The 24,326-nt window shown below is 61.8% G+C and carries 16 protein-coding genes and 2 pseudogenes; 6 read left to right on the top strand and 12 right to left on the bottom strand.

Annotated elements, in window-relative coordinates; genetic code table 11:
• The 7 genes and pseudogenes from ENJ19_07695 to ENJ19_07665 all read right to left on the bottom strand — a co-directional run bounded on the left by ENJ19_07695 (position 1) and on the right by ENJ19_07665 (position 9,408).
• Positions 1–95 (bottom strand): annotated as a pseudogene (locus tag ENJ19_07695) (DUF2796 domain-containing protein).
• A 160-nt stretch (positions 96–255) separates the two neighbouring features.
• Positions 256–1,548, bottom strand: a complete 1,293-nt coding sequence (locus ENJ19_07690; protein HHM05609.1) for a TolC family protein — start codon at positions 1,546–1,548, stop codon at positions 256–258.
• 73 nt (positions 1,549–1,621) lie between these two features.
• Positions 1,622–2,002 (bottom strand): hypothetical protein, encoded by a 381-nt coding sequence (locus tag ENJ19_07685; protein ID HHM05608.1) that lies wholly within the window; start codon positions 2,000–2,002, stop codon positions 1,622–1,624.
• 348 nt (positions 2,003–2,350) lie between these two features.
• Positions 2,351–3,634 (bottom strand): annotated as a pseudogene (locus ENJ19_07680) (lysine 2,3-aminomutase).
• 18 nt (positions 3,635–3,652) lie between these two features.
• The gene (locus ENJ19_07675) at positions 3,653–6,277 is read right to left on the bottom strand and encodes a patatin family protein (GenBank protein ID HHM05607.1); all 2,625 of its coding nucleotides are present in this window, start codon (positions 6,275–6,277) and stop codon (positions 3,653–3,655) included.
• A 232-nt stretch (positions 6,278–6,509) separates the two neighbouring features.
• On the bottom strand, positions 6,510–8,045 hold the full coding sequence (locus ENJ19_07670; GenBank protein ID HHM05606.1) for a diguanylate cyclase: 1,536 nt from the start codon (positions 8,043–8,045) through the stop codon (positions 6,510–6,512).
• A gap of 556 nt (positions 8,046–8,601) precedes the next feature.
• On the bottom strand, positions 8,602–9,408 hold the full coding sequence (locus tag ENJ19_07665) for an ion transporter (GenBank protein ID HHM05605.1): 807 nt from the start codon (positions 9,406–9,408) through the stop codon (positions 8,602–8,604).
• A 236-nt stretch (positions 9,409–9,644) separates the two neighbouring features.
• Here ENJ19_07665 and ENJ19_07660 point away from each other — a divergent pair, with 236 nt between their 5' ends.
• On the top strand, positions 9,645–11,120 hold the full coding sequence (locus ENJ19_07660) for a sodium:proton antiporter (GenBank protein ID HHM05604.1): 1,476 nt from the start codon (positions 9,645–9,647) through the stop codon (positions 11,118–11,120).
• A 13-nt stretch (positions 11,121–11,133) separates the two neighbouring features.
• On the opposite strand, the gene ENJ19_07655 is transcribed toward ENJ19_07660, so the two are convergent.
• Positions 11,134–12,105 carry a DUF1722 domain-containing protein gene (locus ENJ19_07655; protein HHM05603.1) on the bottom strand — a complete coding sequence of 324 codons (972 nt, stop codon included), beginning with the start codon at positions 12,103–12,105 and terminating at the stop codon, positions 11,134–11,136.
• 2 nt (positions 12,106–12,107) lie between these two features.
• Between ENJ19_07655 and ENJ19_07650 the strand changes: the two genes are divergently transcribed.
• From ENJ19_07650 to ENJ19_07640, 3 genes are all read left to right on the top strand, one after another.
• A complete protein-coding gene (locus ENJ19_07650) occupies positions 12,108–12,779 on the top strand; it encodes a DUF3047 domain-containing protein (protein ID HHM05602.1) in 672 nt (223 codons plus the stop codon).
• Positions 12,780–13,220: 441 nt separating this feature from the next.
• On the top strand, positions 13,221–14,078 hold the full coding sequence (locus ENJ19_07645) for a peptidase T (GenBank protein HHM05601.1): 858 nt from the start codon (positions 13,221–13,223) through the stop codon (positions 14,076–14,078).
• A gap of 167 nt (positions 14,079–14,245) precedes the next feature.
• The gene (locus ENJ19_07640) at positions 14,246–16,270 is read left to right on the top strand and encodes an EAL domain-containing protein (GenBank protein ID HHM05600.1); all 2,025 of its coding nucleotides are present in this window, start codon (positions 14,246–14,248) and stop codon (positions 16,268–16,270) included.
• Between the two features lie 308 nt (positions 16,271–16,578).
• On the opposite strand, the gene ENJ19_07635 is transcribed toward ENJ19_07640, so the two are convergent.
• From ENJ19_07635 to ENJ19_07625, 3 genes are read right to left on the bottom strand one after another with little or no spacing between them, the layout of a single operon-like run.
• Entirely contained in the window at positions 16,579–17,664 is a 1,086-nt protein-coding gene (locus ENJ19_07635) for a hypothetical protein (protein ID HHM05599.1), read from the bottom strand.
• Positions 17,664–18,479, bottom strand: coding sequence for a hypothetical protein (locus tag ENJ19_07630; protein HHM05598.1), 816 nt, complete (start codon positions 18,477–18,479; stop codon positions 17,664–17,666). The genes ENJ19_07635 and ENJ19_07630 overlap by 1 nt, the downstream gene beginning before the upstream one ends.
• A 4-nt stretch (positions 18,480–18,483) precedes the next feature.
• Positions 18,484–19,281 carry a fatty acid desaturase gene (locus tag ENJ19_07625; GenBank protein ID HHM05597.1) on the bottom strand — a complete coding sequence of 266 codons (798 nt, stop codon included), beginning with the start codon at positions 19,279–19,281 and terminating at the stop codon, positions 18,484–18,486.
• A gap of 845 nt (positions 19,282–20,126) precedes the next feature.
• On the opposite strand from ENJ19_07625, the gene hpnD reads away from it, so the two are divergent.
• Both hpnD and ENJ19_07615 read left to right on the top strand, forming a co-directional pair.
• Complete coding sequence (gene hpnD / locus ENJ19_07620) at positions 20,127–20,999, top strand: squalene synthase HpnD (GenBank protein HHM05596.1); 873 nt, start codon at positions 20,127–20,129, stop codon at positions 20,997–20,999.
• 6 nt (positions 21,000–21,005) lie between these two features.
• A complete protein-coding gene (locus ENJ19_07615; GenBank protein ID HHM05595.1) occupies positions 21,006–22,313 on the top strand; it encodes an FAD-binding protein in 1,308 nt (435 codons plus the stop codon).
• A 95-nt stretch (positions 22,314–22,408) separates the two neighbouring features.
• On the opposite strand, the gene ENJ19_07610 is transcribed toward ENJ19_07615, so the two are convergent.
• The gene (locus ENJ19_07610) at positions 22,409–24,178 is read right to left on the bottom strand and encodes a type II/IV secretion system protein (protein HHM05594.1); all 1,770 of its coding nucleotides are present in this window, start codon (positions 24,176–24,178) and stop codon (positions 22,409–22,411) included.
• Positions 24,179–24,326: the final 148 nt, after the last annotated feature.

The raw sequence follows: 24,326 nt of genomic DNA, 5'->3' as shown, positions 1-24,326 counted from the left end.
TCGTGATCGTGACCCTCTTCTTCGTGGCCGTGGGACTCCTCCATTTCGATGCCACTGAAATCATCCAGCCCGTCGGCGTGGTCGTGACCCTTTTCGGCCAAAACCACGCCGGAGCCGGCCAGGCTCAATAACGTCAACAAAACGATTGTGTTCTTCATGATTCGGACTCCAGCTTGCGGTTTGCTGCACCCACCACCCCCGACGCACAGGCGCGGGTGGTTTCGGCACGGTTTTTCGGGAATGAGAGCGCTGTATTCAGCGGCGGGCGGCCGGTGCGCTCTGGCCGGCGGGGAGCTTTGCCAAACCCAGCCACGTTTCGAGCCGGCCCGACGCGGCGAGATAGGCGATGGCGGCGTGCCACACCTGCCCCCTCAGGGTCATGGCAGCGGCCTGAGTGTCCACGTTTTGCCGCGCCTGAACGAGATATTCCGTGGCAGTGAGTTCAGCGGCCTGCCACATCCGCTCCAAGAGGTCCATTTGTTCACGATGTGCCTGCTGGCCGGTGGCCACCCAGGTGTTCCAGGCGCCAAAGGCGTTTTTAAAGCGTGCCAGGGCGCCTTGGTAGCGGGCCAGGGCGCGGCGGCGGGCCTCCCGGTACGCCTGCTCTTGCTGCCCCTGGCTGTGGGCGGCGGCCTGTACGGCTTCAGAAAAATCGTTGCGCACAAACAGCGGCAATTCCAGGCTGAGACCCAGCAGGGCCTCGCCACCCTCCCGGCCGGCCCGCAGTCCGACGGTAGGATCCGGGCGGCGTTCCTTGCGGGCCAGGCGCAAGCGGGCTGCGGCCACCGTCAACCGGCTTTGCAGCACTTGCAGTTCGGGCAAACGCCCGATCAGGACGTCAGGCGGTGCCGGCTCCGACGGCGGCCGGAACACCTCGGGCAGGCGGGGCCAGTGGGCCACATCAAAGCCGCTCACCGCCCGCAAAGCCGCCTCGGCCTGCGCCCGTTCGCTCTCACGCGCGGCCTGCTGCATCAGGGCCTCGCTGTAGGCCAGCCGGGCCAGGGCGCGATCCAAAGCCCCCATGTCACCGGCGCGGTAGCGCCGCTCCACAGTGTCGGCAAAACGCTGCATCAGGCGGGCGCGGCGCTGCGCCAGGGTCTGTATTTTGCCGGCAGTTTCATAGGCCACCAGCGCGTCCAGGGCCTCGGCGGCCACACGACGCCGCGTGGCCGCCAGCTCCGCCTCGGCGATCTGAACTTCGCTGAGGGCAAGGTCATGACGGACGCTGCGCTTGTCGCTCCAGTCCAGTGTTTGACTGACGCCGATGCTGGCGGTGGTCACGTCTGTGCGTTCGGCATCCAGCGCCAGGGAGGGATTGTGCAAAGGACGCGCCGCCCCGGCAGCTTGTGCCGTGGCGGCCGCTGCTGCCGCTTGCGCGCCCTGCACTGCGGGGCTGTCTGACCAAAGGCGCTCCACGAAGGCACGCAACGGGGCATTGCCCTGCCGGTTGCTGTCCGGCGCGGCAGGGCGCTGGAGATCGGGCGTCGCCCACAGGGGCGAGGCCAGGCAGGCGGCAAGACCCGCCCACAGGCAGTATTTTGTAGACATCTGAAATCCTTACCAAAGACGAGAAGAGCTGGCACCGCACACTGGACGCGGCGCCGCGGGGCGGTGACAGGTTTCAGACGATGGGAGGTCTCAGCAGGGGGGCAACATAAGAGGGCAACAGGCACCGCTCGGACGACATGGCCAGACGCGGGCAAAGCCCCACCGGCAACGCCGTGTCATGGGCGATGATGCCGGTGAGATGAGCGGCACCGTGGCAACAGTGATCGCCGTGGTGGGTGCCGGCCGGGAGCGGAAGATGATGACCATCAAGCATCCCCGTCACTGCCGCCGGCCCATGCCCTGCCCACGCCTCGGGATGGCTGTCCCAGGCGTAGGCGGCGGCGGCAGAGAGATTCGCCAGCAATAACAATAAGGCCAGGAGGCGTTTCATGGGCACAGGATGATAAATGGCGTATCCAGCACGGTCAATATCGGCATCTGCCACACTGTTCATTAACAGCTCGTCTGAAAGGTGCCATGGGTGGCCCTTGCCCTCCCGGGACTCGGATTATTATTAACCCGGCAATCCTAATTGCCGGGTTAATAAAACGCCTGTCATGGCGGGCTCCCGGCAGGCCGGCGTCCAAGCCCGTCCGGACCTCTTGCCACACGCAGACCCGGCATCGGTGCGGCTTCTAGCACGATGAGCCGGCGCCCCGCGCGATGAATTTGCGAGCGGGAGCGGGGCAGCCCCGCCTCCTGCCCGGGGATTGTCTTACACCAGCCTGTTGCTGGCCTTTTGCAAAAACGGCTCCTGACCGCCCAGGCGCAGGTCTGTGCGACGTGCGCAGCTCATCCGCCGCAGTTCCCGCTCATAGAAAAACTCCTCGTCGCCGAAGGCCGGTTGGAGATCGTCCAGCCAAATGGCGTTCTCGTCATAGCGGGCGAAGAAAGGCGATTGCGTCCAGGCCGGATTGCGTGCCTGAATCAGCCGCAGTTCGATGACTTTCTCACCGGCAATTTCCGCCACGCCCATTACTTGAACCTTGCCGGGATTGGCGGACATGCTCGGCCCCCGCACGGTACGGCACAGGCCGCTGACATTTTGATACGCCTCGCAAAAAATCCGCCATGCCCGCACCAACGGGACGGCGAAATAATCCTGGGCGCCGGTGTCACGCGACATGAACATATAGTAAGGGATACATCCCAAGTTCACCTGGGCGTTCCACATGCGCTGCCACAGGGCGGAATCGTCGTTGATGTATTTCAACAAGGGGGACTGGCACCGGACCTCCGCCCCGGTCTGCCGCACCCGCGCGATGGCCTCTCTCACCGCGGGAGATTCCAGTTCCACCGGATGGTTGATATGGGCCATCAGCGCCAGATGCCTGCCTGAGCGCACCACTTTGCGAAACAAGGCCAGCAGTTCGCCGGCTTCCTCGCCGCGGGTGAATTTATACGGCCAGTAACTGAGCGCCTTGGTACCGATGCGGATACGACGCAGCTGGGGCAGGTCGGCGCTGAGCAAGGGCTCAATATAGGCCGCCAGGTTTTTCACCGACATGATGAGCGGGTCGCCGCCGGTGAACAACACATCGCTGACCTCGGGGTGCTGGTGCAGGTACGCCAGCAGGCCGGCGCTCTGGCGGCTGGCGAATTTCCACTCCGGCGTACCGGTGAACTGGGGCCAGCGGAAACAAAACGTGCAATACGCATGGCAGGTCTGACCCTGGCTGGGAAAGAACAACACTGTCTGGGCGTATTTGTGCTGCATGCCGCTCAGGGTTTCGTCATTGAGCGCCGGCCGGTTGAGGTCACCCTGCCCCGCGGGATGGGGATTGAGCGAGCGCCGGATCCGCTCGGCCACCGGCCTGATGGTCTTGTTGTCAGCCCCCTGCCGCAGCAAGCCGGCGATTTCCTGATAGTGCGACGGCGCCAGCATGTCCCGCTGGGGAAAAGTAAGGACAAACATGGGGTCATTGGGCACCTTGTCCCAGTTGATCAGGTGCTCAACGACAAAGCTATTGGTCTTGAACGGCAGCACCCGCCCCACCACTTCGATATCAAACAACTGTTCTTCGCTCAAAACGCCGGTCTGGGGGATGGTGCGAAAATTGTGCAGTGTATAAGCCTTGTACTCCATGTGTTCTCCGAACTTTGCTTACTTCAGGCTGAGCAGTTTGCGCAGCTTGCCCCGCTTGATGAACATGGGGTCGAAGACCGTCAGATGCACACCCAGCAGCACATAGCCCAGCAAAGCCGCAAACACCCTGCCCAGATAATTTTTCACCGCCCGCCGGGGCTGCAGCCATGACAGCAGGGGTATCACGGCCCCGCCTGCGACCGCCAGCAGCAACAGTGCTGCGCCGCCCACTGTCATGCTCCATTCCAGGGAAACGTCCCAGGAACGGACCACCCACGCCAGCGCCGCCACGGCCAGGACGATGCCTCCTCCCACGGCGCTGCGCCGCAACGCCGGCACCAGCTTCCAGACTTTGAAAAACAAGGCCGAACCCGCTTCCAGCTGCCGCCCCAGATCACGACGCCGTGGATCATCACTGTCGGGCGCCAGGGCAAGAAGTTCTTCCAGCTTCCTAAACGGCCAGTCCTGCCGCGGCGCGTGGATATCAAAACCGCCCCAGCTGCCCGCCTGCCGGCTGCGCTGATATTGCTCGTCCAGTATCTCCAACTGGCGGGCTGTCATCAAATATCCGCTCAGCATCAGCGAACTGGCTTCCACCTCAGAAAAGGAATCAAGATCGGTGCGCAGATTCGCCAGCTTGCGTTGCAGATCTTTGTCCACGCCATAGGACGTGACGCCGGATGTGGCAGCGGCCGCCACCGTGGGATCGTCGCAAGCGATCCAGTCCACCGGCCGGGTGTCCAGCTCTTTTTTCATGTGGATGAAGAACACCCCCTGTAAGGCCTGGCTGTCCAGACGCGCCCTGAGATCCTGGTATTCGGTTTCGCGCACCCGGTCCATGAGGATACTGTTGGCCCTGAGCGGCACCCCCAGCACACTGTTGGAAGGCTGGTTCTGGTCGTCCATCTGACCGGAGGCATCACTGCACAATATCAGCGTGCACCCTTCCGCAAGCAGGCCCTCGACGCCCTGGTTGTCGTGCACCCCGCCGTCCACCAGGCGCACGGTGCGCTCGGGATACAAACCCTCCAGGCTCAAGGGCTCGAACAATCCGGGCACGCAGGCGGAAGCCGCCACAGCATAACCCAGACGATAGCCCTTGTGTTCCGCCTTGGGGGCCTGCTGGTACCACAGGCGGCGGTAACGTTCGTTGACATCCACCTCCGGCCCGATCAAGTCCGGCGGCTCCCCCATCCAGCGGGCAGTGAAATGCCAACTGTGACCGGTGTTGAGCGACGTGGCATTCAGCAGCAAGACAGGCACCCGCGCCCGGCGCCGCCAGTTGGAATACCTGGGCTTGAAAGGCTCATCCGGGACCGGATGGTCCGCCGGAGTGATGAGCAGCTCGTTCATGGTACGCGGTTCGGTGCGGGGCGTCTCATCGTCGCCGATGCAGGCGTAGAGTTCCGACTCGTACAACTCGCCGATGCGATGACTGCGGGAATACTCGCGGCTGTATATCATGCGCAGATTGGCACCGAAATCCGCCAGGGTGCGGGTGCGCAAATTACGCTGTACACCGTTGACAAAACGCGTGATCAGACGCCGGACGATGGTGATGTAATCGGCGCGGGTGATCTCATGATCCGCTTTGCTCTGTAACAGGCGTTGTACCTCCAGATAATAGTGGGCGCCGACGATGCTGCCGCCAGAGACGGTGGATAGCACCTCCACAGCGCGCAGGGCATCGACCTCGGCCAGGCGCGCCAGCACACCGAGGTGAAACAACGAGGCGCGAAAGCCACCGCCCGACAAGGACAAACCGAGCTTGCCCCGGTGACCCGACAAAGCCGCCCCGGCAGCGTCCGGCAGAAAACGATGAAGGGCCTGCCACGGCGGCGCCCAGGTCCGGGGTTCACTCCCTTCCGGCGGTGGCACATGCCCCTGCAGGCGGCCCAGGGAAAGCAGTTGCTTGAACGTGGCCTGCACGCGCCACTCGGGTGGCTTGGTGGCGCGGGCCCGGGCCAGATAATCACCCGCCCGGGCGTAGTCTTCCAGGCCGAAGGCCACCTCGGCCTGAACCGCCAGCAAGTCGTAGGCGTCAGCCGCGTCCTGGTGCAACTCTGCCAGCGTCTCGCGCATGGCTTCGCGCCAGGCCCGGGCCTGGCCTCGCAAATCCCGGACTTCGGGGTCATCTGCTGGCTGCGCGCCGCTGCGCGCCACCGCCGCCGCGGCCCGGGCGGCGAGCACATCGAGCAGATAAGCCCCCTTGACACCGCCACAACCGCGATCCTCCCCCGGATCGCGCGCCCAGGCAGCCCGGTAGAACGACAGGGCCTGGTAGAGATCCTCCACCCGGCCGCGACGTTCCCACCGGCTTTGGCACACCGCACCGCCCAATTCCAGGGTCTTCGCCGCAGCGTGATCCGGGTCGCGCAGACCGATACTGTCGAGCAGGGCCAGGGCCTCGGCGGCACGGGCGTCGAAGGGCAGCTCTTCATCCTTGGCCGTGCACAGCGCCCGCTGTTGCACCAGCCAGTCACCGGCGGCACCCTGCTCTTGCGCCTTGGCCAGCAGTTTTCTCGCTGAACCGAAGTCCAGCCGGGCCTTGAAGGCTTCCACCAGACTGCGCAGGGCCTCTCCCCGGGGGGCGGGCTGCTGGTCCGCCATGATGGCCTGGAGGCGTGTTTTATCGTTTTCCATCGTCTCTCTCCTTAGCATCCCTTAACAGCTTGTTGGAAAACGGAGTTTTTTCAACAAGCTGCTATTGGCTCGGCCATCAAACAGCTCATCCTGAGCTGTTTGATGGTCACCCGCTAAATCATCCGCTCGCCATCTTGCGACATGGCGGGTATTTCACGGGCTCCCAGTGGCTGGCGCCAATGGCGGCACCTCCCTGTACCGCGACATTTTCCCGCCAGTTTTTGTTGCCGGATTAGTAAACCCGGCTGGCGCCTTGCAGTTCGATCAACAGTGCAACGATACCAGGTTCAAACTGCGTTCCCGCGCAACGACGAAGCTCTTTGAACGCCTCTTTTCGGGACAAGGGTTTGCGATAGGGCCGCCTGGTGGTCATGGCGTTGTAGGCATCGGTCACGGCCAGGATTCTGGCCTCGGGCAGGATTTCATCCCCTTTCAGGCCGCGGGGATAGCCTTTACCGTTGTACCATTCGTGGTGTTGGGCAACGATGCTTTTCAACGCGCTGAGTTCCTCCTGGTTGTCGGTGACAATCATGCCGATGATTTCCTCGCCGATGAGCGTGTGCCTTTCCAGCTCCTGCCGTTCTTTTTTTGTCAGTCTGCCTTTTTTGCGCATGATGGCGTTGGAAATATGGATCGTGCCAATGTCGTGCAGCATGGACGCCTGCTCCAACAAATACAAGCGTTCTTCGGGCAGCCCAAGACGGTGCCCGATTTCAACACTGAGGGCCCGGATTTCCTGGGAGTGGCTGATGCCTTTCAAGGCCCCGAAACCGCGGTTTTTCTCCATCAGATGAACCAGCGTCGTCAGCGACCGGAGCAGGGCTTCGGTGTCGCCCTCGAAATGCTCGTGGGGATCGTGCGCGGTGATGAGGTTGCCGCCGTTTTCCTTGGAATGGTACATGCGCCGGTCAGCGGCGCCGATCAGGCCTTTTTCATTGGAACCGTCCTCGGGATAAGCGGCGATTCCCACGCTGAGGGTCAGTCTGATGCGCTTCTCGCGCGCCACGCAATGACGGGCAAAACGGCTGCGCAGACGCTCGGCCACTTCAATGCCACCTTCCTTCGCCGATTCGGGAAGCAGCATGGCGAACTCGTCGCCGCCGTAGCGATAGACGGTATCGCCGTTGCGCAATACCTTGAGAAAAGCGTCCCGGGCCTTCAGCAGCATCTCATCGCCGAAGCTGTGGCCGTAGGAATCGTTGGCTTGCTTGAAGCCGTCGATATCGATGATGACGACGGCAAAGGGCCGCCGGTAACGCTTGGCGCGCTTGAATTCCTCCGTCAGGCGCTGATCAAAATAACGGCGGTTGTACAAGCCGGTGAGCGAATCAGTGATGGACTGCTCGTACAGCTTGCGGTGCAAAACCACCCGTTCGCTGATGTCTTCGAGGAAACAAAAAGCCAGCGTGCCGTTTTTGTTCCGTATGCGGTTAAAGGACACCGCCACCGGTGTTGCCGCGGCGCTTTCGCCACCGACGCTGAGTTCCAACGTGGCGCCGGCATGGATGGCCCGGCGCCGCCGGCCGAGTTTCTGCAGCTCCGCGGCGACGGCGTTCCGCGCAGCAGGCGCAAACAGATCCACCAGCAACCGGCCCGCCACCGCCGCTTCGCCAACACCGAACATCCGTTCGGCAGCCTTGTTGGCAAAGCTCACCCGCCCGTTTTCATCGAAGGCCACCACGCCGCAGGAACAGGCCTGCAGAAACGCCAGCACTTCCGTTCTGGAGGGAGCCGGGATGGCGTTCCAGCCGGGTGCATATTCGTTCATGATTTTTTTCCTTAAATGCTGATCAGGAGCCTTCCCGGCCTTGACAATGACGCACAAGCGCCCCGGGAACACGCCCCTCCCTGCCGCGCCCTCGCGATTATATACTTACAGAAAGTGGGCACAAAGGAGATCTGACGCTGTGGTCCCGGCCACCGGAGAACGGCCGGGCACAAACCACACCTGTTTATCATTGTAGGAGAGTTCTTCCCGGCCAGGCGGGCCCGGCCACCCGGCCTGCGGGAAAGGAATGGCACCAACGCCCCTTGCCAGCCGGCAGGAAATCCCGGCGGACTCACCTGGAACAGTACGATTTCCACATCGCTTATTTGAGTTCATTTCATCAGGGGGTTGGGGAAACTACCGAATCGTGGCAATGGGAACCGAATGCTATCAAACAGGGATAAGGCGGTATGAGGTCCGGCTTTTGGCTGGGCATACAGGGCAGAGAAAAGTGGCGCGGGGTCCCAGCAGCCCTCCCGTCCCATCCCAACACACCGCTTGACATCCCGATTTCACGGGCGGATCGAGGCGACGTCCGGCGGCATGAACGAACGGCTTATTCGCCCTGCTCCGCTCTTTCAAGCTGCGCCCGCAGGCGGCGCAGTGCTTCCTGGGTGTGGTGCAACTCGTCAAGGATCTGATCCCGGGTGACGGGCTGACGCAGCGCTTTGAGGCTCTCGGCCTTGGCTTCCTCCAGGTTGTTCAACACCACGGCGATGAACAAGTTGATCACCACGAAAGTGCCCACCACCACAAAGCTCACGAAATACACCCAGGACCAGGGATGCATGTCCATGGCCGTGTACATAACATCGGTCCAGTCCTCCAGGGTGACCACGCGAAACAGAGTGAGCAGGGAGATGCCCAGGGTGCGCCAGTGGGTGGGGTCGTGCTCGTGGAACAGATGGTAGCCGGCCACGGCATAGATGTAGAAAATCACGCTGAGCAGCAGTATGTTACCCATACTGGGAATGGACCGCACCAGGGTGGCGACAATGAGGCGAAGTTCCGGCACCACCGAAATCAGGCGCATCACCCGCAGCAGGCGGGCCAGACGCGCCACCATGGCAAACTGGCCGCTGGCGGGAATCAGGGACAACACCACCACACTAAAGTCAAACAGGTTCCAGCCGTTGCCAAAGTAGCACCGCCACCGGGGCGCCACAGCGGTGATCTTGATCACCGCTTCGATGATGAAAACCCCGAGGATGAGCCGGTTGCCCCACTCCAGCCCTGCCCCGTACTGCGCCATGATCGCCGGCGAAGTCTCCAGACCGATGATCACGCCGTTGAGGACGATAAGGCCAACGATAAAGAACTCGAATTTCGGGTGTTGGGCAATGCGCTGGCAGAGGGATTTCATAAGAGGGTTCCGAGACTCATCTTGCAACGGACCGGCACCGGCCGCCCGCAACAAGTGGTTGTTGCTATCTTAAGCTAGCCGGCGCTCTTGTCTGGACCGCGGCACCGGAAGCTGTCAAAATCCGGCGCGTATTTTACGTGCTTTGGTTTTCGCTGGGTAGGCTCACCGGGTGCATGTGAAGGCTGAAGGAAAACATTCGCCCTTCGGCCGTCTGACAGTTGAGGATGTCCAAAAACATGAGCAAAAGTTTGTGGTTCCGCCTGGTGAGTGTTTCAGGCACGCTCGGCACCTTTTCAACGCCGGCCCTGGCGGCCGGCGGCGGCGAAGGGCCCGCCCTGGATCTGACCGCTTCCGGCTTCGGCATCGCGGCCCTGGTCTTGTTTGTCATCGCCTACGGTTTCGTCATCGCCGAAGAATTCCTGCATTTGCGCAAATCCAAACCGGTTATCGTCGCGGCCGGCATCATCTGGGCACTGGTGGGCATCGCCTACGCCATGCACGGGGATACCAGCTATGCCGCCGCGCAGCTCAAACACAATCTGCTGGAGTACGCGGAGCTGCTGTTGTTCCTGCTGGCAGCCATGACCTACATCAACACCTTGCAAGACCGCAATGTGTTTGATGCCCTGCGTGCCTGGCTGGTGTCCTCGGGCCTGTCCCTGCGCACCATTTTCTGGGTCACCGGGGTACTGGCTTTTTTCATCTCCCCGGTGGCGGACAATCTCACCACGGCCCTGATCATGGGCGCCGTGGTCATGACCGTGGGTGCCGGCAACGCCGCCTTCATCTCGGTGGCCTGCATCAATATCGTGGTGGCCGCCAACGCCGGCGGCGCCTTCAGCCCCTTTGGCGACATTACCACCTTGATGGTGTGGCAGAAGGGCATCGTTCACTTCAAAGAGTTTTTCGACCTCTTCATCCCCTCTTTGGTCAACTGGCTAGTTCCCGCTTTCATCATGTCCTTTGCCGTACCCCGGGCCAAACCGCAGGCCCTGCGCGAAACGGTAACCGTCAAGCCCGGCGGCTATGTGATCATCGCCTTGTTTGCCCTGACCATCGTCATGGCCGTGTCCTTCCACAATTTCCTCCATTTTCCGCCGGTGCTGGGCATGATGACGGGCCTGGGCCTGCTCAAGCTCTACGGTTACCGGCTGCGCCGTTACGAACTGGCCCACTGGAACGAAACCGCGTCACCGGAACAACTGGACGTGAAAGACAGCACCCTGCTGAAAAACTACAAGCCGCGCCACCAGCCCTTCGACATCTTCATCAGCATGAAACGCGCGGAATGGGACACCCTGATGTTTTTCTACGGGGTCATTATGTGCGTGGGCGGACTCGGTACCATCGGCTATCTGGCTCTGGTATCGGAAACCATGTACGTTGATCTGGGACCCACCTGGGCCAATGTGCTGGTGGGCATTCTGTCGGCCGTCGTGGACAATATCCCGGTCATGTTCGCTGTCCTCAGCATGAATCCGGACATGTCCCTGGGCCAGTGGCTGCTGGTGACCCTGACCGCCGGCGTGGGTGGCTCCCTGTTGTCCATCGGCTCCGCCGCCGGGGTGGCCCTGATGGGGCAGGCCCGCGGCATCTATACCTTTTTCCGGCACTTGAAATGGGCCTGGGCCATCGCCCTGGGTTACGCGGCCAGTATCTGGATTCACATGTATTTCAATGAAGATCTGTTGAGCCTGCCGGTGTCCACCTGAGCTTCGGACAGCCTCAGGCTAGACCGCGCCACATCAGCTCGCGCGGCTCCGGGTTGAGGTAGGTCTGCCGGGCGAGGTAGGGGTGGTGATGGCGGCGCAAGTGGTGCCGGAACAACGCAACGGGCACCAGCAGGGGCAACTCGCCCAGGCGATAGGCGTCGATGACTTCCAAAAGTTCCGCCACGTCGTCACGGTCCAGCTTCTTTTTGAAGCAGCCCAGAATGTGCCGCAACACTTTGGTGTGGCGCTTGCGCGTGGCGCGGTGCGTGAGCGCCGCCATGAAACGCACGCCGTAGTCGGCCGCCACCGTCCGCACCGGCTGGCGGCCGGCGCCGGCCAGCAACCGGCCCAGCTCGCGGAAACACCCCGGGCCATGGGCCATAAGCGCCAGCTTGTGAACGGCATGAAAATCCAGCAATCTGGCCGCGCTCAGCCGCCCCGCCAGCAAGGCCTGCCAGCGCCGGTGGGCAAATACCCGCTCGATGAAATTCTCCCGCAGGAGCGGATCGCCCAGCCGCTCCTCTTCCTCCACCGGCAACAACGGCCGGGCCGCCATGATCTCGCGGGCGAACAGGCCCACCCCCCGCGGCCGGGGCGGACCGCAGTCGGGATACAGCTTGACCCCTGCCATGCCGCAACTGGGGGAGCGGCTTTTGAAAATGAAGCCATTGATATCCCCCAGGCGGCGGGCGGTGTCACGGCCGTATTGTCTCAGCGCCGCGGTCACATCCAGGCCGGGGTCGTCCACCCCCCGGGCGCGGGGTGCGCTGGGATCGCCGCTGAGGCGCACCGGCGGGCGCGGCACGCCCAGGCCGGCGGCGACCTCGGGACAAAACGGCACCAACTCAAACACCCGGGCCAGGGTACCCAGAATATAGGCATCGGCTTTATGATGACCGTCGTAGCGCACAGCGTGGCCCAGCAGACAACTGCTCACGCCGAGGCGCACCACATCGCCCCCCGGCGACGCAACGTTATTGTCCATGGATGAACACGCCCCCAACCCTCTTGAGACGGCTGTCAAGAATTGTACACCTCGCGGTGCTGGCCGCCGCCTGCTCCGCCCCACCCGTGCCGGGCGGCGAAATCATCGAAATCTTTGACGGCCGCAGCCTGGCGGGCTGGGAAAACAAGGCCTTCCAGGGACAGACCCGCTATCGCCTGGTCCAGGACGGCGACCGCCCCGCCCTGCGGGCCGACAGCCATGCCGCCGCCTCGGGCCTGGTGCGAAAAATCGAGATTGACCTGGAACGCACACCCTATCTCAACTGGTCGTGGAGGGTGGAAGGCACCTTGGGAAAACTGCATGAGCGGGAGAAAAGCGGTGACGACTTTGCCGCCCGGGTCTATGTGATCGTCTCCGGCGGCCTGTTGTTCTGGCGCACCAAGGCCATCAATTACGTGTGGGCCAACACTTCCCCGGCGGGGGATGCCTGGCCCAACCCCTATACCCATCGCGCCCACATGGTCGCACTGGAAAGCGGCGCGGCCCACGCGGGCCAATGGCGCAGTGAGCGGCGCAATGTGCGGGATGACTTCCGGCGCTGGTTCGGAGAGAACGTGTCCCACATCCACGCCGTGGCACTGATGACAGACACCGATGACAGCGCCGGCCAAGCCCGGGCCTACTACGGCCCTGTTTATTTTTCCTCGGAGTAGACAGGGGGGTGATGAAATGGGCGCCTGCTTACAGTCCCTCGTCCACCCGGATTCATCCATGCCGTCTGCCGCGCTGCGTTCCCCGTGGCGCCGATACTCCACCAGCAGGGCCTTGAGCTTGAGCTCTGAGATGTCATTGGAATCATTGATCTTATTAACCCGGCAATCAAACAGGTCGTCCTGACCTGTTTGATTGCCGCCCGCGAAATACGGGCGCCATTGTGCGAAATGGCTGGTATTTCGCGGGCTCGCACTGACTTGCGCCAATGGCGGCACAACCCACCGCAATCGTACTGACAAATGGTGGCCTTTGCAAAGCGGCATATGCTGTTACTATGCTTTCCCAATACGGGCTGATACGTGACACACGGCGCCCGCAGCTTCAAACCCGCTACGGACGGCCGGCGCCGGGCGGCGTCTTCCACCCTAGGATGATCAATTATGAGTTCACACCCTGCCCCCACAATCATCGTGCACGGCGGTGTCGGCCGCATCAGAGAAAACGCCAGCGCTTATCTGCTGGCCTGCCGGGATGGCGCGCGCCGCGGCTGGCAGCGGCTGCAGCAGGGGGCGTCAGCCCTGGACGCTGTGCAAAGCGCCGTGGAAACGCTGGAAAACAATCCCCTGTTCAATGCCGGCACCGGTTCCGCCCTGAACCGGTGCGGCCATGTGCAGATGGATGCATCTTTGATGGAGGGGCATACCCTGCGCTGTGGCGCCGTCGCCGCAGTCACCAAAGTGAAAAACCCCATTGCCGTCGCCCGGGCCGTGCTGGAAGACGGTGAACACGTATTGCTCTGCGGGGACGGGGCCCTCGAATTCGCCAGGCACAACGCGCTCACGCTGTGCGCCGAGGACGCATTGGTGGTCCCCCGGCAACGCAGCCGCTGGGAGAGAAAATACGGCACTGTCGGCTGTGTGGCGGTGGACAACGAAGGGCGCACCGCCGCCGCCACCTCCACTGGCGGCATTATGGGCGCGCTGCCCGGACGCATCGGTGATTCCGCTCTGATCGGCTGTGGCACCTGCGCCAACGAGCACGGCGCCGTTTCCTGTACCGGCCTGGGGGAAGCCATCATCCGAACCGGACTGGCGCGCATGGCCCTGGAGATCATGCGTACCACTTTCGATCCCGCTGCGGTGGTGAACGAAGCCCTGGTGGATTTCTACCGCCACACGGACGCCGAGGCGGGACTCATAATGGTGGACCACCAAGGCCGGATGGGATGGGCGCACAACACGCCCCATATGCCGGTATGCGTCATCACTGGTGACGGCAGCTACAGCGAGCATTTGTAGCGCCCTTCCATACGCCAAAGTCACACACAAGCCCTGACTAAAACCTTCCCCCCGGCTGCCGACAAACCAGTAATCGGCACAAACGGCCGCCATGCCGGTTTGAGCGCGCCTCCGGGGCAGTTCGCGATGCCCCGGTCCGGGCAGCGCCCAGCAACGCGACAATCACCATGTTCAAACTCAGCCGCTATTTTTCCATCGCCAGCATCGTCGGCACCGGAGTCATATTGGTGGCCCTGGTGTTGCTCTATCGCCAACTGGCCATGGAGGAACTGATCGCCCAGCAGCGCAGCGCTCACGCCGGCTATGCCGGCATCGTCTCAGAATCCATCTGGCCGGACTACGCCGCCTTCGTCAAGGCCACTGGCCACTCACCCTTTGGCGACTTCAACACCCAGCCCCAATACGCGGCCCTGGCGGCCGCGGCCCGCGACCGCCTGCGGGCGCTGGGACTTGCCCGGATCGACATCCTCAACCCATCCGGCTGGGTGGTATTCTCCACTGCCGGGGAGGCGGCGGGCACCCGGCTCAGCGACCGCCACGGCTGGCAACGGGCACTGGGCGGCCAATCCGCAGTGGATTTCACCACCGATCAGGCAGCGCGGGACATCATTGCATCTTATTTCCCCCTGAGGTCGCACAATACCGACGAGCCCGCGGCAGTCCTTGTTTTATCCAGCGATGTCACGCCCCTGACCCGCCGTATCCACACTGCACAACTGAGAATGGGAGCCGGCGTACTGCTGGTCACCTCGCTTCTTTATCTGGTCCTGCTCAGCATCGTTCGCCGCGCCGAACGCATCATCGTCCGGCAGGAAAAAATACATCGGGAACACCGGGCGCAACTGCGCCACCAAAACAATCACGATGTACTCACCGGGCTGCCGAACCGCACTCATTTCAGCGAACGGCTGGGAGAATCGGTCAAACGGGCGCGACGCGCCCGCAGCGACTTCGGCGTGTTGTGCCTGGACCTGGACCGCTTCAAACTGATCAACGACAGCCTGGGTCACGACCAAGGCGACCTACTGCTGAAGATCGTGGCACGACGGCTGGGCAACGCGATAAGAGAGTCGGATCTGGCGTTTCGCCTGGGCGGCGACGAATTCGCCGTCATCTTGGAAAATCTGGGCGAAGCAGAAAGTGCGGCCGTTGTGGCCCAACGCATTGTCTCGTGTCTGGCAGACCCCATTGAGCTGGCGGGGCAAGAGCTGATCGTGACAGCCAGCATAGGCATCGCCATCTTCCCCAGAGACGACATGAACCCGGTAAAGCTCGTAAAAAACGCCGAAGCCGCCATGTACCGCGCGAAACAATGGGGCGGCAGGCGCTACGAATTTTACACTCAGGATTTAAACGAAAGCGCCGCTCAACGCCTGTCCTTCGAAACCGCGCTGCAGCGGGCCCTGAGCCAGAATGAATTCGAGCTGTACTACCAGCCCAAGGTGGCCTGCGACGACAAAAAAGTAGTGGGCATCGAAGCCTTGCTGCGCTGGCAGCGCCCCGGAACAGGCACGGTCCCCCCCGCCGACTTCATCCCCTTCCTGGAAGAATCGGGACTGATCATCCCCGTGGGCGAATGGGTATTGCGCACCGCCTGCAGACAAAACCGGGCATGGCAGGAACAAGGCATCGCGCCAGTGAGAATCTCCGTAAACGTCTCCACCCGCCAGTTTCGCAGCACAAGCTTTGTCACCTGTGTGGAAAGCGCATTGAAAGAAAGCGGCCTGGCGCCCAAGTACCTGGAACTGGAACTGACTGAAAGCCTGCTGGTGGACAATGCCGAACAAGCGATCCACATCATGGAGAAACTGAAAGCGCTGGGTGTGACCCTGTCCATCGACGATTTCGGCACCGGCTATTCCTCCTTGAGCTGCCTCAAACACTTCCCCGTGGACTACCTCAAGGTGGACCGCTCATTTATCTCCGGCCTTGCCCGAGACGGAAAAGATGCCGTCATTGCCTCCGCCATAGCGGTGTTGGCGCGCGACCTGGAACTCAGACTCGTGGCCGAGGGGGTGGAAGATCACAAACAGGTGAAATACCTGCGTGAATACGGCTACGACGAATTGCAAGGCTTTCTCTTCAGCCATCCCCTGCCGGCGGATGAACTGGCAAGGTTTTTGGAAAAAGGACTCGCCAAAACCCCCTTGACACTGATCTACGGTAACAGCGACGACGCCCAAAGCGCCTAGTGCCCCGGCGCCAGACATTCCGGCGCGATCAGGCTTGCAGCCACAGCATCGCATTGTGGATGCCTGCGCGCACCGAAAACCAACATCATGCGACTGGGCCTGCCGCGCACCGGGATCACCCTGGGCGCGGGCGGTGGCACACTGCAAAAATGTTGCTGCCGTTCAATTTGGATCGGGCCACATCGGCCATGGCAGGCAGTGGATGTCCAGAATACAACGGGATGATTTGACCGGCATCATCGTTCACTTGATTCACTTCACAGGTGACCATCAAACGCTCGGGACGAGCTGTTTGACTGCCGGGTTGATCAGTGAACATCAGCCGGCTCACTGAACTGCCGCCGTTCCACCTGGTAGCCCCGCCGGGTCAACCATTCTATGGCCTCATCCGCGGCCATCAAATCCACCAGGCCCGGGACGGGGGGAAGATTGTTCCCGCCCGCCAACAGCGCTTTGCTGGCCCACAGCGCGGGAGCGGCCGGTATTTTCAGGCCCTCTTTTTTCGCAATCACTTCCAGTTCCCGCACAGGCCGTCCCCAGGCATCACAAAGCGACAGCAACAAATGCCCTTCATCCGTGCCAAGGCGGCGCGCAAATCTTGCCACAGCCACAGCAGGACAGGTGGCACGCCTTAACAGGGGTGAGGAGACATGAGGCATGACATAACTCGCCAGCCACAAGATGGCGTTGATATAATGCCGGTCGAAGCCCACGTAAAATTCCACCGGCACAGCGCCACGCGCAAGGCCGACAGCGCCATCAAAGGGTATGGGATAGCGCCCATAGCTGCGCACCACGCCATCGTGGTGCCGATAACGACGCAGTTGACGAAACGCTCTCCGGCCATTGTCTGACCCGTGGCCGAGCGGACACCCCAAAGGCCGTAGCAAACCGAAAAGCAAACCACCACTGACCGGATTGCGGGATCCCAGACTGAGATAAACCTCCAGCCTCTTCCCGCCACCACCTGGAAACGTGGAACTCAACAACTCCACCAGGGCGGGCACCGTGGAGCACCCGGGCACAGCGACGCTGCGTGGCCCGCTGACAGCGGCCGCGGCCGCCTTGACCTTGGAGATAAAATGCAGATCTTCCGCCAGATCGATGTAGTGCGTGCCATTATTGAGGCACGCGCTCACCAGGGGACCGGGGTCGTGATGGTAAGGTCCGGCCGCGTGAATCAGCAACCGGACACCCGCAAGCGCCGCCCCGTAGCTGGCGGGTTCGTTGATGTCCAGATAGCGCTGCGCCCGCCCGCCGGTCAGGCCGGCACTGCGCGAAGCGCCAATGATCTCGGCGTCGGGAAGTTCTTCTCGCAGCAATTCACAAAGCAGCTGCCCCAAGGTACCACCCGCCCCCAACACCAGAATGCAGCGGGCCGCCCGGACGCTCATCAGCGCCTGAGCCCGGGGGAGCCGGCCAACACCGCGTTTCTCGACTGTGGCAGCACAGGCGCATTGATAAATGACTGCGCCGAACGAAAAGCAACGTAGTGTTCTGTCACCCTGCGGGCGCTGGAAGCCTTGGGCATGTCGCGAAAGGCCTGTTCCAGATATCCCTTCACCGCGCTACTCCACGGCCCGCTGGGAATGAACGAATACATGGCACCCGAGGCGAACAGCAGCACATCCTCGGCCAGATTATATTGCGGCCTGCCCACGGCCTCGTAATAAGGATTACCGACGGGAGGGAAATAAGCCGGCGCGGGCTGTGTGATCGCAAAATTGTAGTCCGGCAGGACAGTCCAGTCCTCGCTGGAGGTGAATGATACCAGGCACGCAATCGCAAAGGCGCTGACGGCCAGCGGGGCCCACCTGAGCTTCTTTGTGTAAAGCAGTCTTCCCCCCGCCATCACTGCGGCCCAGTTCATCAGCGCCATGGCGAGAAAAAAAGTGGGATAGATGACTACCGGCACGACATCGAGCTGTACCGCCACCCATTCCCCCAGCGTGGCAACCCAGCCGGCGAAGACCATAATGGGAAAATAAGACACGCGCCAGACAATGAAGGCCCCCACCACCACCACTGCCCGTAGCACAGGCCCTTGCACCTTGCCCCAGAGTGAAGTCACGGCAAAACCCGTACCCGTTAAGGAGGCAAGTTGAAAGGCCAGGAACAAAGGCGCCTGGTTTAACCGCGCCAGGTGGTCAAACCCAAGCCCCAAGGCACCAAGAATGAGCGCGGCGAGCCAGGCGCTCTTTGCCCACATGCGCCTAAAACACCCTCATCTTCTGTAATTCCGGGGCGACCTTGTCCAGCCGTTCCGCCAGGATGCGCAAACGGCAGGTGGGCACTTTGGGATACAGATGGTGCTCCACGTGATAGAACATATTGTAGGTAATGATGGCCTTGATTTTCTCGCGCACTGTTCTGGCAATGTAATGGGTGCGGTCGCAATCGTGGTGCACCGTCCAGACGGCAAAAAACGCCGTCAGACAATTGGCAACCAGCATAACGATGACATGATATTGAAGTACCGCGACGTCCCACACCAACAACACCAGCGTGATCCAGACGGCATTGGCCACCAGCTCGGCGATGACCCACCGGCGAATGCGGACACCACCCTTTTCCAGCGCGGTTTTGTGCAGCAGATAGGTGAATTCAGGACCGAACAAAATCGCGCGCCACCACACCATGCGGGCACTGACAGCCTCCACGTCTTCGTCGTTCATGCAGAAGCGGTGGTGACGCAGGTGATTGAACTGAACTGCATGCATCGAGCCCAGCATTACGATACTCAGCAGGAACATGAAATATTCATGGGCTTGGCGGCTGATGCCAATGGCGTAGTGAAACGCGTTGTGGACCTGGCGCAGACCGCAGAGAAAAAACATAAACGACGCCCCCATGGCCGGCAGGTACCATTCGTGATAAGCGAACGCCAGGGACAAAATCAGCCAGGGCAGGGAAATCAGCAGTTCCTTTACGACATCCCAGGTGGACAATTCGCACAGATCCTGCCACACCACGCTGCGTACGCGCCCATCATGCAATATCTCCAACGCCATCGAGACCCCCCCTCCCAAATGAGATGCTCTTACTTAACCCGGCAATCAAACAGGTCGTCCTGACCTGTTTGATTGCCGCCCGCGAAATACGGGCGCCATTGTGCGAAATGGCTGGTATTTCGCGGGCTCACATTGACTTGCGCCAATGGCGGCACATCCCTGTGCCGCGCTATTAACCCGACAATCCTAATTGCCGGGTTAATAAATCAGGGTGCAGCCATGCACCGCACACAGCTTTGAGAAATGAAACCGTCCGCCCAACTCCGGATAAGCTTGCCGTTAAAGTGAAAACAAATAAAAATTCAGCAAATCGCCGCAAAAATACCACTTCCCCGTGGCAGAGCCGCACGGCCCGTTCGACGCTGTCCTGATGTTTGTGATCCTGAATTCTGAAACGTCCATTCCTCAAGTGTCAAGCCGTCAGGACTTTTTCCCCTAAAAAATGGGGGATTACACAGCGCTCCCCGGCAAGCTCGTAGAGAAAAGACCTTTCAACAAGTAGGGCCGGGAGGGGGGCAAGACGGACAAAATGCCCGCACTCTGGCATGGGAAACCAACCCTTAGCCGGCCCGATCCAAACCCTGACCGGGAGGGATAGCTGGTTGAAATACCGTACTTTGTCGTGAACAGCTCCAAAGCCCGTAATTCCAACAATATCTGCATGGACTTCAGGGTGCGCCCATGCCACGAGGCCTCAGCGTCCATCCGCCGCGGCGCAGTCCTGCAACACAAGTGGCCCGACGCCGGCGCGGCCCAGCGGCCCCAAGGCGCCGGAGGACGCCTCCACTTGAAACCCTCCCCTATTCCGTTTACCGTGCCCTCACGCACCCACTGCCAACGATGTGATGACACCCCACGAGTATTGCGAGCAAAAAGCCGCTGCCAGCGGTTCAAGCTTTTACTACAGCTTTATGTTTCTGGACGCCCTGCGGCGGCGGGCGATTACAGCCCTGTACGCCTTCTGCCGGGAAGTGGATGATGTGGTGGACGAATGCCATGACGAGAATGTGGCGCGCACCAAGCTGAACTGGTGGCGGACGGAAGTGACTCGGGTTTTCCAAGGGGCACCGGAACACCCCGTGGGCAGGGCGCTGGTGGAGGTGTTGCAGGATTTCGACCTGCCGGAGGAATATTTCCAGGAAATCATCGACGGCATGGAAATGGACCTGGACTGCAACGCCTACCGCAGTTTCAAGGAACTCTCGCTGTACTGCTATCGCGCTGCCTCGGTGGTGGGCCTGATGGCGGCGGAAGTCTTCGGCTATCAGGACCGCCGCACGCTGAAATATGCCCACGATCTCGGCATTGCGTTTCAACTCACCAACATCCTGCGCGACGTGCGTGAAGACGCCCAGCGCGGCCGGGTGTACCTTCCTGAGGAAGAGCTGGACCGCTTCGGCGTGACGCGCGATGACATCCTCCACGGCCGGGACAGCAATGCCAGCCGCCAGCTCTTCGCCCACCAGGCCCGGCGCGCCCGGCAGTACTACCAACGCGCCTTCGCCCACCTGCCGGCCCAGGACCGCTACGCCCAGCGCACGGGCCTGATCATGGCCGCCGTCTACCAGGCGCTGCTGGATACCATAGAAAAACGCCGCTATCCCGTACTGGCCGGCCGGGTACGGCTCAGTCCCTTACACAAGCTGTGGATCGCCTGGCGCACGGCGCAAAAAGAAAAACACCGTCACCTGTCCCAGGCGCCCGCCGGCGCGCCATAGCGGTCCGTGTCCGTCACCATCATCGGCGGCGGCTGGGCAGGGCTGGCCTGCGCGGTGGAACTGTGTCAGGGGGGCATGCCCGTCACCGTGTTCGAGGCCGCACCCCGACTCGGTGGCCGCGCCCGCCGGGTGACGGTGGAGGGCGACGTGCTGGACAACGGCCAACACCTGCTCATCGGCGGCTACCGTGAAACCCTGCGTTTGATGACTGTGATCGGCGTGGCCGAAAATACCGTGCTGCACCGCCAGGCCTTGCAGTGGGACATGCGCGCCGCGGAGGGACCGAATCTGCTGCTCGGCGCACCGCGCCTTCCCGCCCCGTTTCATCTGGCCTGGGCCCTGGCCACGGCCAAAGGGTGGTCCTGGCCTGAGCGCCGGGCCGCGCTCGGGCTCTGCACCCGCCTGCTGGTGCGCCGGTTTTCCCTGGACGAAGAATTGCCGGTGAAAGACTGGCTGGCGCGCGAGTCCCAGCCGGCGCGCGTCGTCCAGCTGTTGTGGTCACCGCTTTGCCTCGCCACCCTCAACACGCCCATAGAAAACGCCTCCACCCAGGTCTTTTTGCGGGTGCTGCGCGACAGCTTCGCCCGCCGCCGGGCGGACAGCGATTTGCTGCTGCCGGCCCAAGACTTAAGCGCGCTGTTCCCCGAACCCGCCGCCGCTTACATCAACTCACACGGCGGCAAAGTGCTGACGGGCACGCGGGTCTCGGCCCTGACTCTGGATCAGCAGGGCATCGCCGGTCTTACCACCCAGGCGGGCACGCATAAAACGCGGCACATTGTGTTGGCCGCACCCCCCCTGGCTGCCGCGCGCCTGCTCAGCCCCCACAGCGCAACGCGCACCCTGGCCGAAGGCCTGAACCGCTTTCAATACGAACCCATCACCACCGTCTATGTGCGCTACCCGCCCGATACGCGTTTGACCAGCGGCATGGTCGGCTTCGACGGCAGACTCACCCAATGGCTGTTCGACCTTGGCACGGCCGGAAAACGCGGCTGGATGGCCGCCGTCATCAGCGGTTCCGGCCCGCACATGGCACTGAGTAAAAAAGACCTGGAAGCAAAAATCACCGACGAACTGGCCCGGCTGTTCCCCCACTGGCCGGCACCCCAAACCGTTCACGCCATCCGGGAAAAACGCGCGACCTTTTCCTGCCACAGCGGCGTCAAGGCCTTGCGGCCCGGCCAGGTCACTGCGGTCAAAGGCCTGTATCTGGCGGGAGATTACACCGCGACGGGATACCCCGCCACCCTGGAAGGCGCCGTGATCAGCGGTGTGCGCTGCGCGCGGGCAGTGCGTTCAGAAACAGAATAGAACAACATGGCAATCCAAAAATACCTCAATTCCCCTTGTCAACATTCTGCTTGTCAAGGGCTTCGACCCCTTTTTCTTTTTTTGCTTTTTACTGCTTACTGATTCTCCAACAACACCGAAATCACTTCTTCCACCGACGTACGGCCCTCCCGGGCCAGGGCCAGGGCGTTGTCTGCCAGGGGGGTCATGCCCTCTTCGATGGCGGTCTCTTTGATGTCCTGGGCGGAGGCTTTCTGATCGATGAGCCGCTGGATGCGGGGCGTGACGGGCAGCAATTCGCAGACGGTGGTGCGGCCCAGGTAGCCCAGTTGGTTGCAGTGCTCGCAACCCTCCCCCCGGTAGAACACTTCGTCCGGTGCAATGCCCAAGTATTGGCGATGACCGTCGTCCACCTCTTCCTCCACTTTGCAGTGGGGGCAGTTGACGCGCACCAGGCGCTGCGCCATCACGCCGAGCAGGGTGGAGGCGAGCAGGTAATGCTCCACCCCCATATCCACCAGACGGGAGACGGTGCTGGCGGCGTCGTTGGTGTGCAGGGTGCTGAACACCAGATGCCCGGTGAGCGCGGCTTTGTTGGCGATTTCTGCGGTATCGTTATCGCGGATTTCGCCGATCATGATGACGTCCGGGTCGTGCCGCAAAAACTGCCGGAGCGCCTGGGCAAAGGTGTAGCCGGTGATGGTGGAAGTCTGCACCTGCTCCACGCCGTCGATGTCGTATTCCACCGGATCCTCAACGGTGAGAATATGCACGTTGCGCTTTTTCACTTCGTTGAGCATGGCGTACAGGGTGGTGGACTTGCCGGAGCCGGTGGGCCCGGTTACCAGAAACAGGCCGTGCGGGCGGTTGATCAGGCGCCGCGCAATTTTGTATTCGGTTTCAGCAAGACCCAGTTCTTCCAAAGAACGCAGGCCGGATTCTTTGTCCAATATCCGGATCACCACGCTCTCGCCCTTGACCGTGGGCACCACGGAAATCCGCAAATCAATGCCTTTGGCGCCCCATTGCAGCCGGGCGTGACCGTCCTGAGGCAGGCGTCGCTCGGCGATGTCCATCTGGGCGGTGATTTTGATCCGGCTGACGAGGGCAGGCAGCAGGTTTTTGTTCAGGGTGCGGGAGTATTGCAACTTGCCGTCAATGCGGTAGTACACGTTCACCCGGTCCTTCTCCGGGCGGATGTTGATGTCGGAGGCGTTGCGCGTCACCCCCTGCACCAGGATGGCATTGACCAGGCGCACAATGGGTTTGCGCTGGGCTTCCTGCTCCATGAGGTGCATGGATTCCGCAGGTTCGGTGGGCGTGCCCACCGCATCCACCTGCAAATCTTCCATGGCCTCGTCTTCTTCCAGCTTGCTGTAGAACTTTTGCAGCAGGCGGCGAATGTCCATGCCGCTGGCCATGACCGGCTCGAAGCGGGCGTTGGTGTTGAAGCGCAGGGCGCTGATGACGGTGTGATCCAGAGGGTTTTCCATGGCCACCACCAGCTTGCCGTTCACCTCCCCCAGGGGGACGATGTTATGGTGAATGGCAAATTCAGCGGGAATGCGCGCCAGCATGGTCATGGGCAGGTCGAAGGCCTGAAGGCGCACATAGGGAATGCCGAGCTTCAGTGCCAGCGCCACATTGACCTGTTCCTGGGTGACCAGCGCCATATCCACGAGAATCTGACCCAGGTGCCGGCCTTTGAACTCCCGCTGGCGGATCAGCGCCTCCCTGAGCTGGGCGCGGGAGATCACCCGGCGGGCCAGGAGAATCTCCCCCAGGCGGATATCGGGCACTTCGCCCGCCGCGCCGAACAGACGGCCAAGATCAGAGGCCGAACTGACCACGGTGTTGGAATTCAAAGCGGCGTCCAGCGTGCTCATGGCGCCCCCAAAGACCGGCAGCGGAAACGGCAAGCCCCGGCCAGTGCTTGCCCTGTCAATGGATTGACGCGCACATTTCGCCCCCTTGTTCTCCCAACTGATTTTTTATCTGATTGTTTTAACACAATAATAACCACTTGCCGGCAAC

The sequence above is a fragment of the Gammaproteobacteria bacterium genome (genome assembly GCA_011375345.1).
In the GTDB taxonomy this organism is placed as follows: Bacteria; Pseudomonadota; Gammaproteobacteria; order DRLM01; family DRLM01; genus DRLM01.
This window is presented reverse-complemented; position numbering and strand designations above follow the sequence as displayed.

Excerpts from the sequence above, each read along its gene's own strand:
- ENJ19_07690 (HHM05609.1), bottom strand. The coding sequence starts at position 1,548 with ATGTCTACAAAATACTGCCTGTGGGCGGGTCTTGCCGCCTGCCTGGCC.
- ENJ19_07685 (HHM05608.1), bottom strand. The coding sequence starts at position 2,002 with ATGAACAGTGTGGCAGATGCCGATATTGACCGTGCTGGATACGCCATT.
- ENJ19_07675 (HHM05607.1), bottom strand. The coding sequence starts at position 6,277 with ATGGAAAACGATAAAACACGCCTCCAGGCCATCATGGCGGACCAGCAG.
- ENJ19_07670 (HHM05606.1), bottom strand. The coding sequence starts at position 8,045 with ATGAACGAATATGCACCCGGCTGGAACGCCATCCCGGCTCCCTCCAGA.
- ENJ19_07665 (HHM05605.1), bottom strand. The coding sequence starts at position 9,408 with ATGAAATCCCTCTGCCAGCGCATTGCCCAACACCCGAAATTCGAGTTC.
- ENJ19_07660 (HHM05604.1), top strand. The coding sequence starts at position 9,645 with ATGAGCAAAAGTTTGTGGTTCCGCCTGGTGAGTGTTTCAGGCACGCTC.
- ENJ19_07655 (HHM05603.1), bottom strand. The coding sequence starts at position 12,105 with ATGGACAATAACGTTGCGTCGCCGGGGGGCGATGTGGTGCGCCTCGGC.
- ENJ19_07650 (HHM05602.1), top strand. The coding sequence starts at position 12,108 with ATGAACACGCCCCCAACCCTCTTGAGACGGCTGTCAAGAATTGTACAC.
- ENJ19_07645 (HHM05601.1), top strand. The coding sequence starts at position 13,221 with ATGAGTTCACACCCTGCCCCCACAATCATCGTGCACGGCGGTGTCGGC.
- ENJ19_07640 (HHM05600.1), top strand. The coding sequence starts at position 14,246 with ATGTTCAAACTCAGCCGCTATTTTTCCATCGCCAGCATCGTCGGCACC.
- ENJ19_07635 (HHM05599.1), bottom strand. The coding sequence starts at position 17,664 with ATGAGCGTCCGGGCGGCCCGCTGCATTCTGGTGTTGGGGGCGGGTGGT.
- ENJ19_07630 (HHM05598.1), bottom strand. The coding sequence starts at position 18,479 with ATGTGGGCAAAGAGCGCCTGGCTCGCCGCGCTCATTCTTGGTGCCTTG.
- ENJ19_07625 (HHM05597.1), bottom strand. The coding sequence starts at position 19,281 with ATGGCGTTGGAGATATTGCATGATGGGCGCGTACGCAGCGTGGTGTGG.
- hpnD (HHM05596.1), top strand. The coding sequence starts at position 20,127 with ATGACACCCCACGAGTATTGCGAGCAAAAAGCCGCTGCCAGCGGTTCA.
- ENJ19_07610 (HHM05594.1), bottom strand. The coding sequence starts at position 24,178 with ATGAGCACGCTGGACGCCGCTTTGAATTCCAACACCGTGGTCAGTTCG.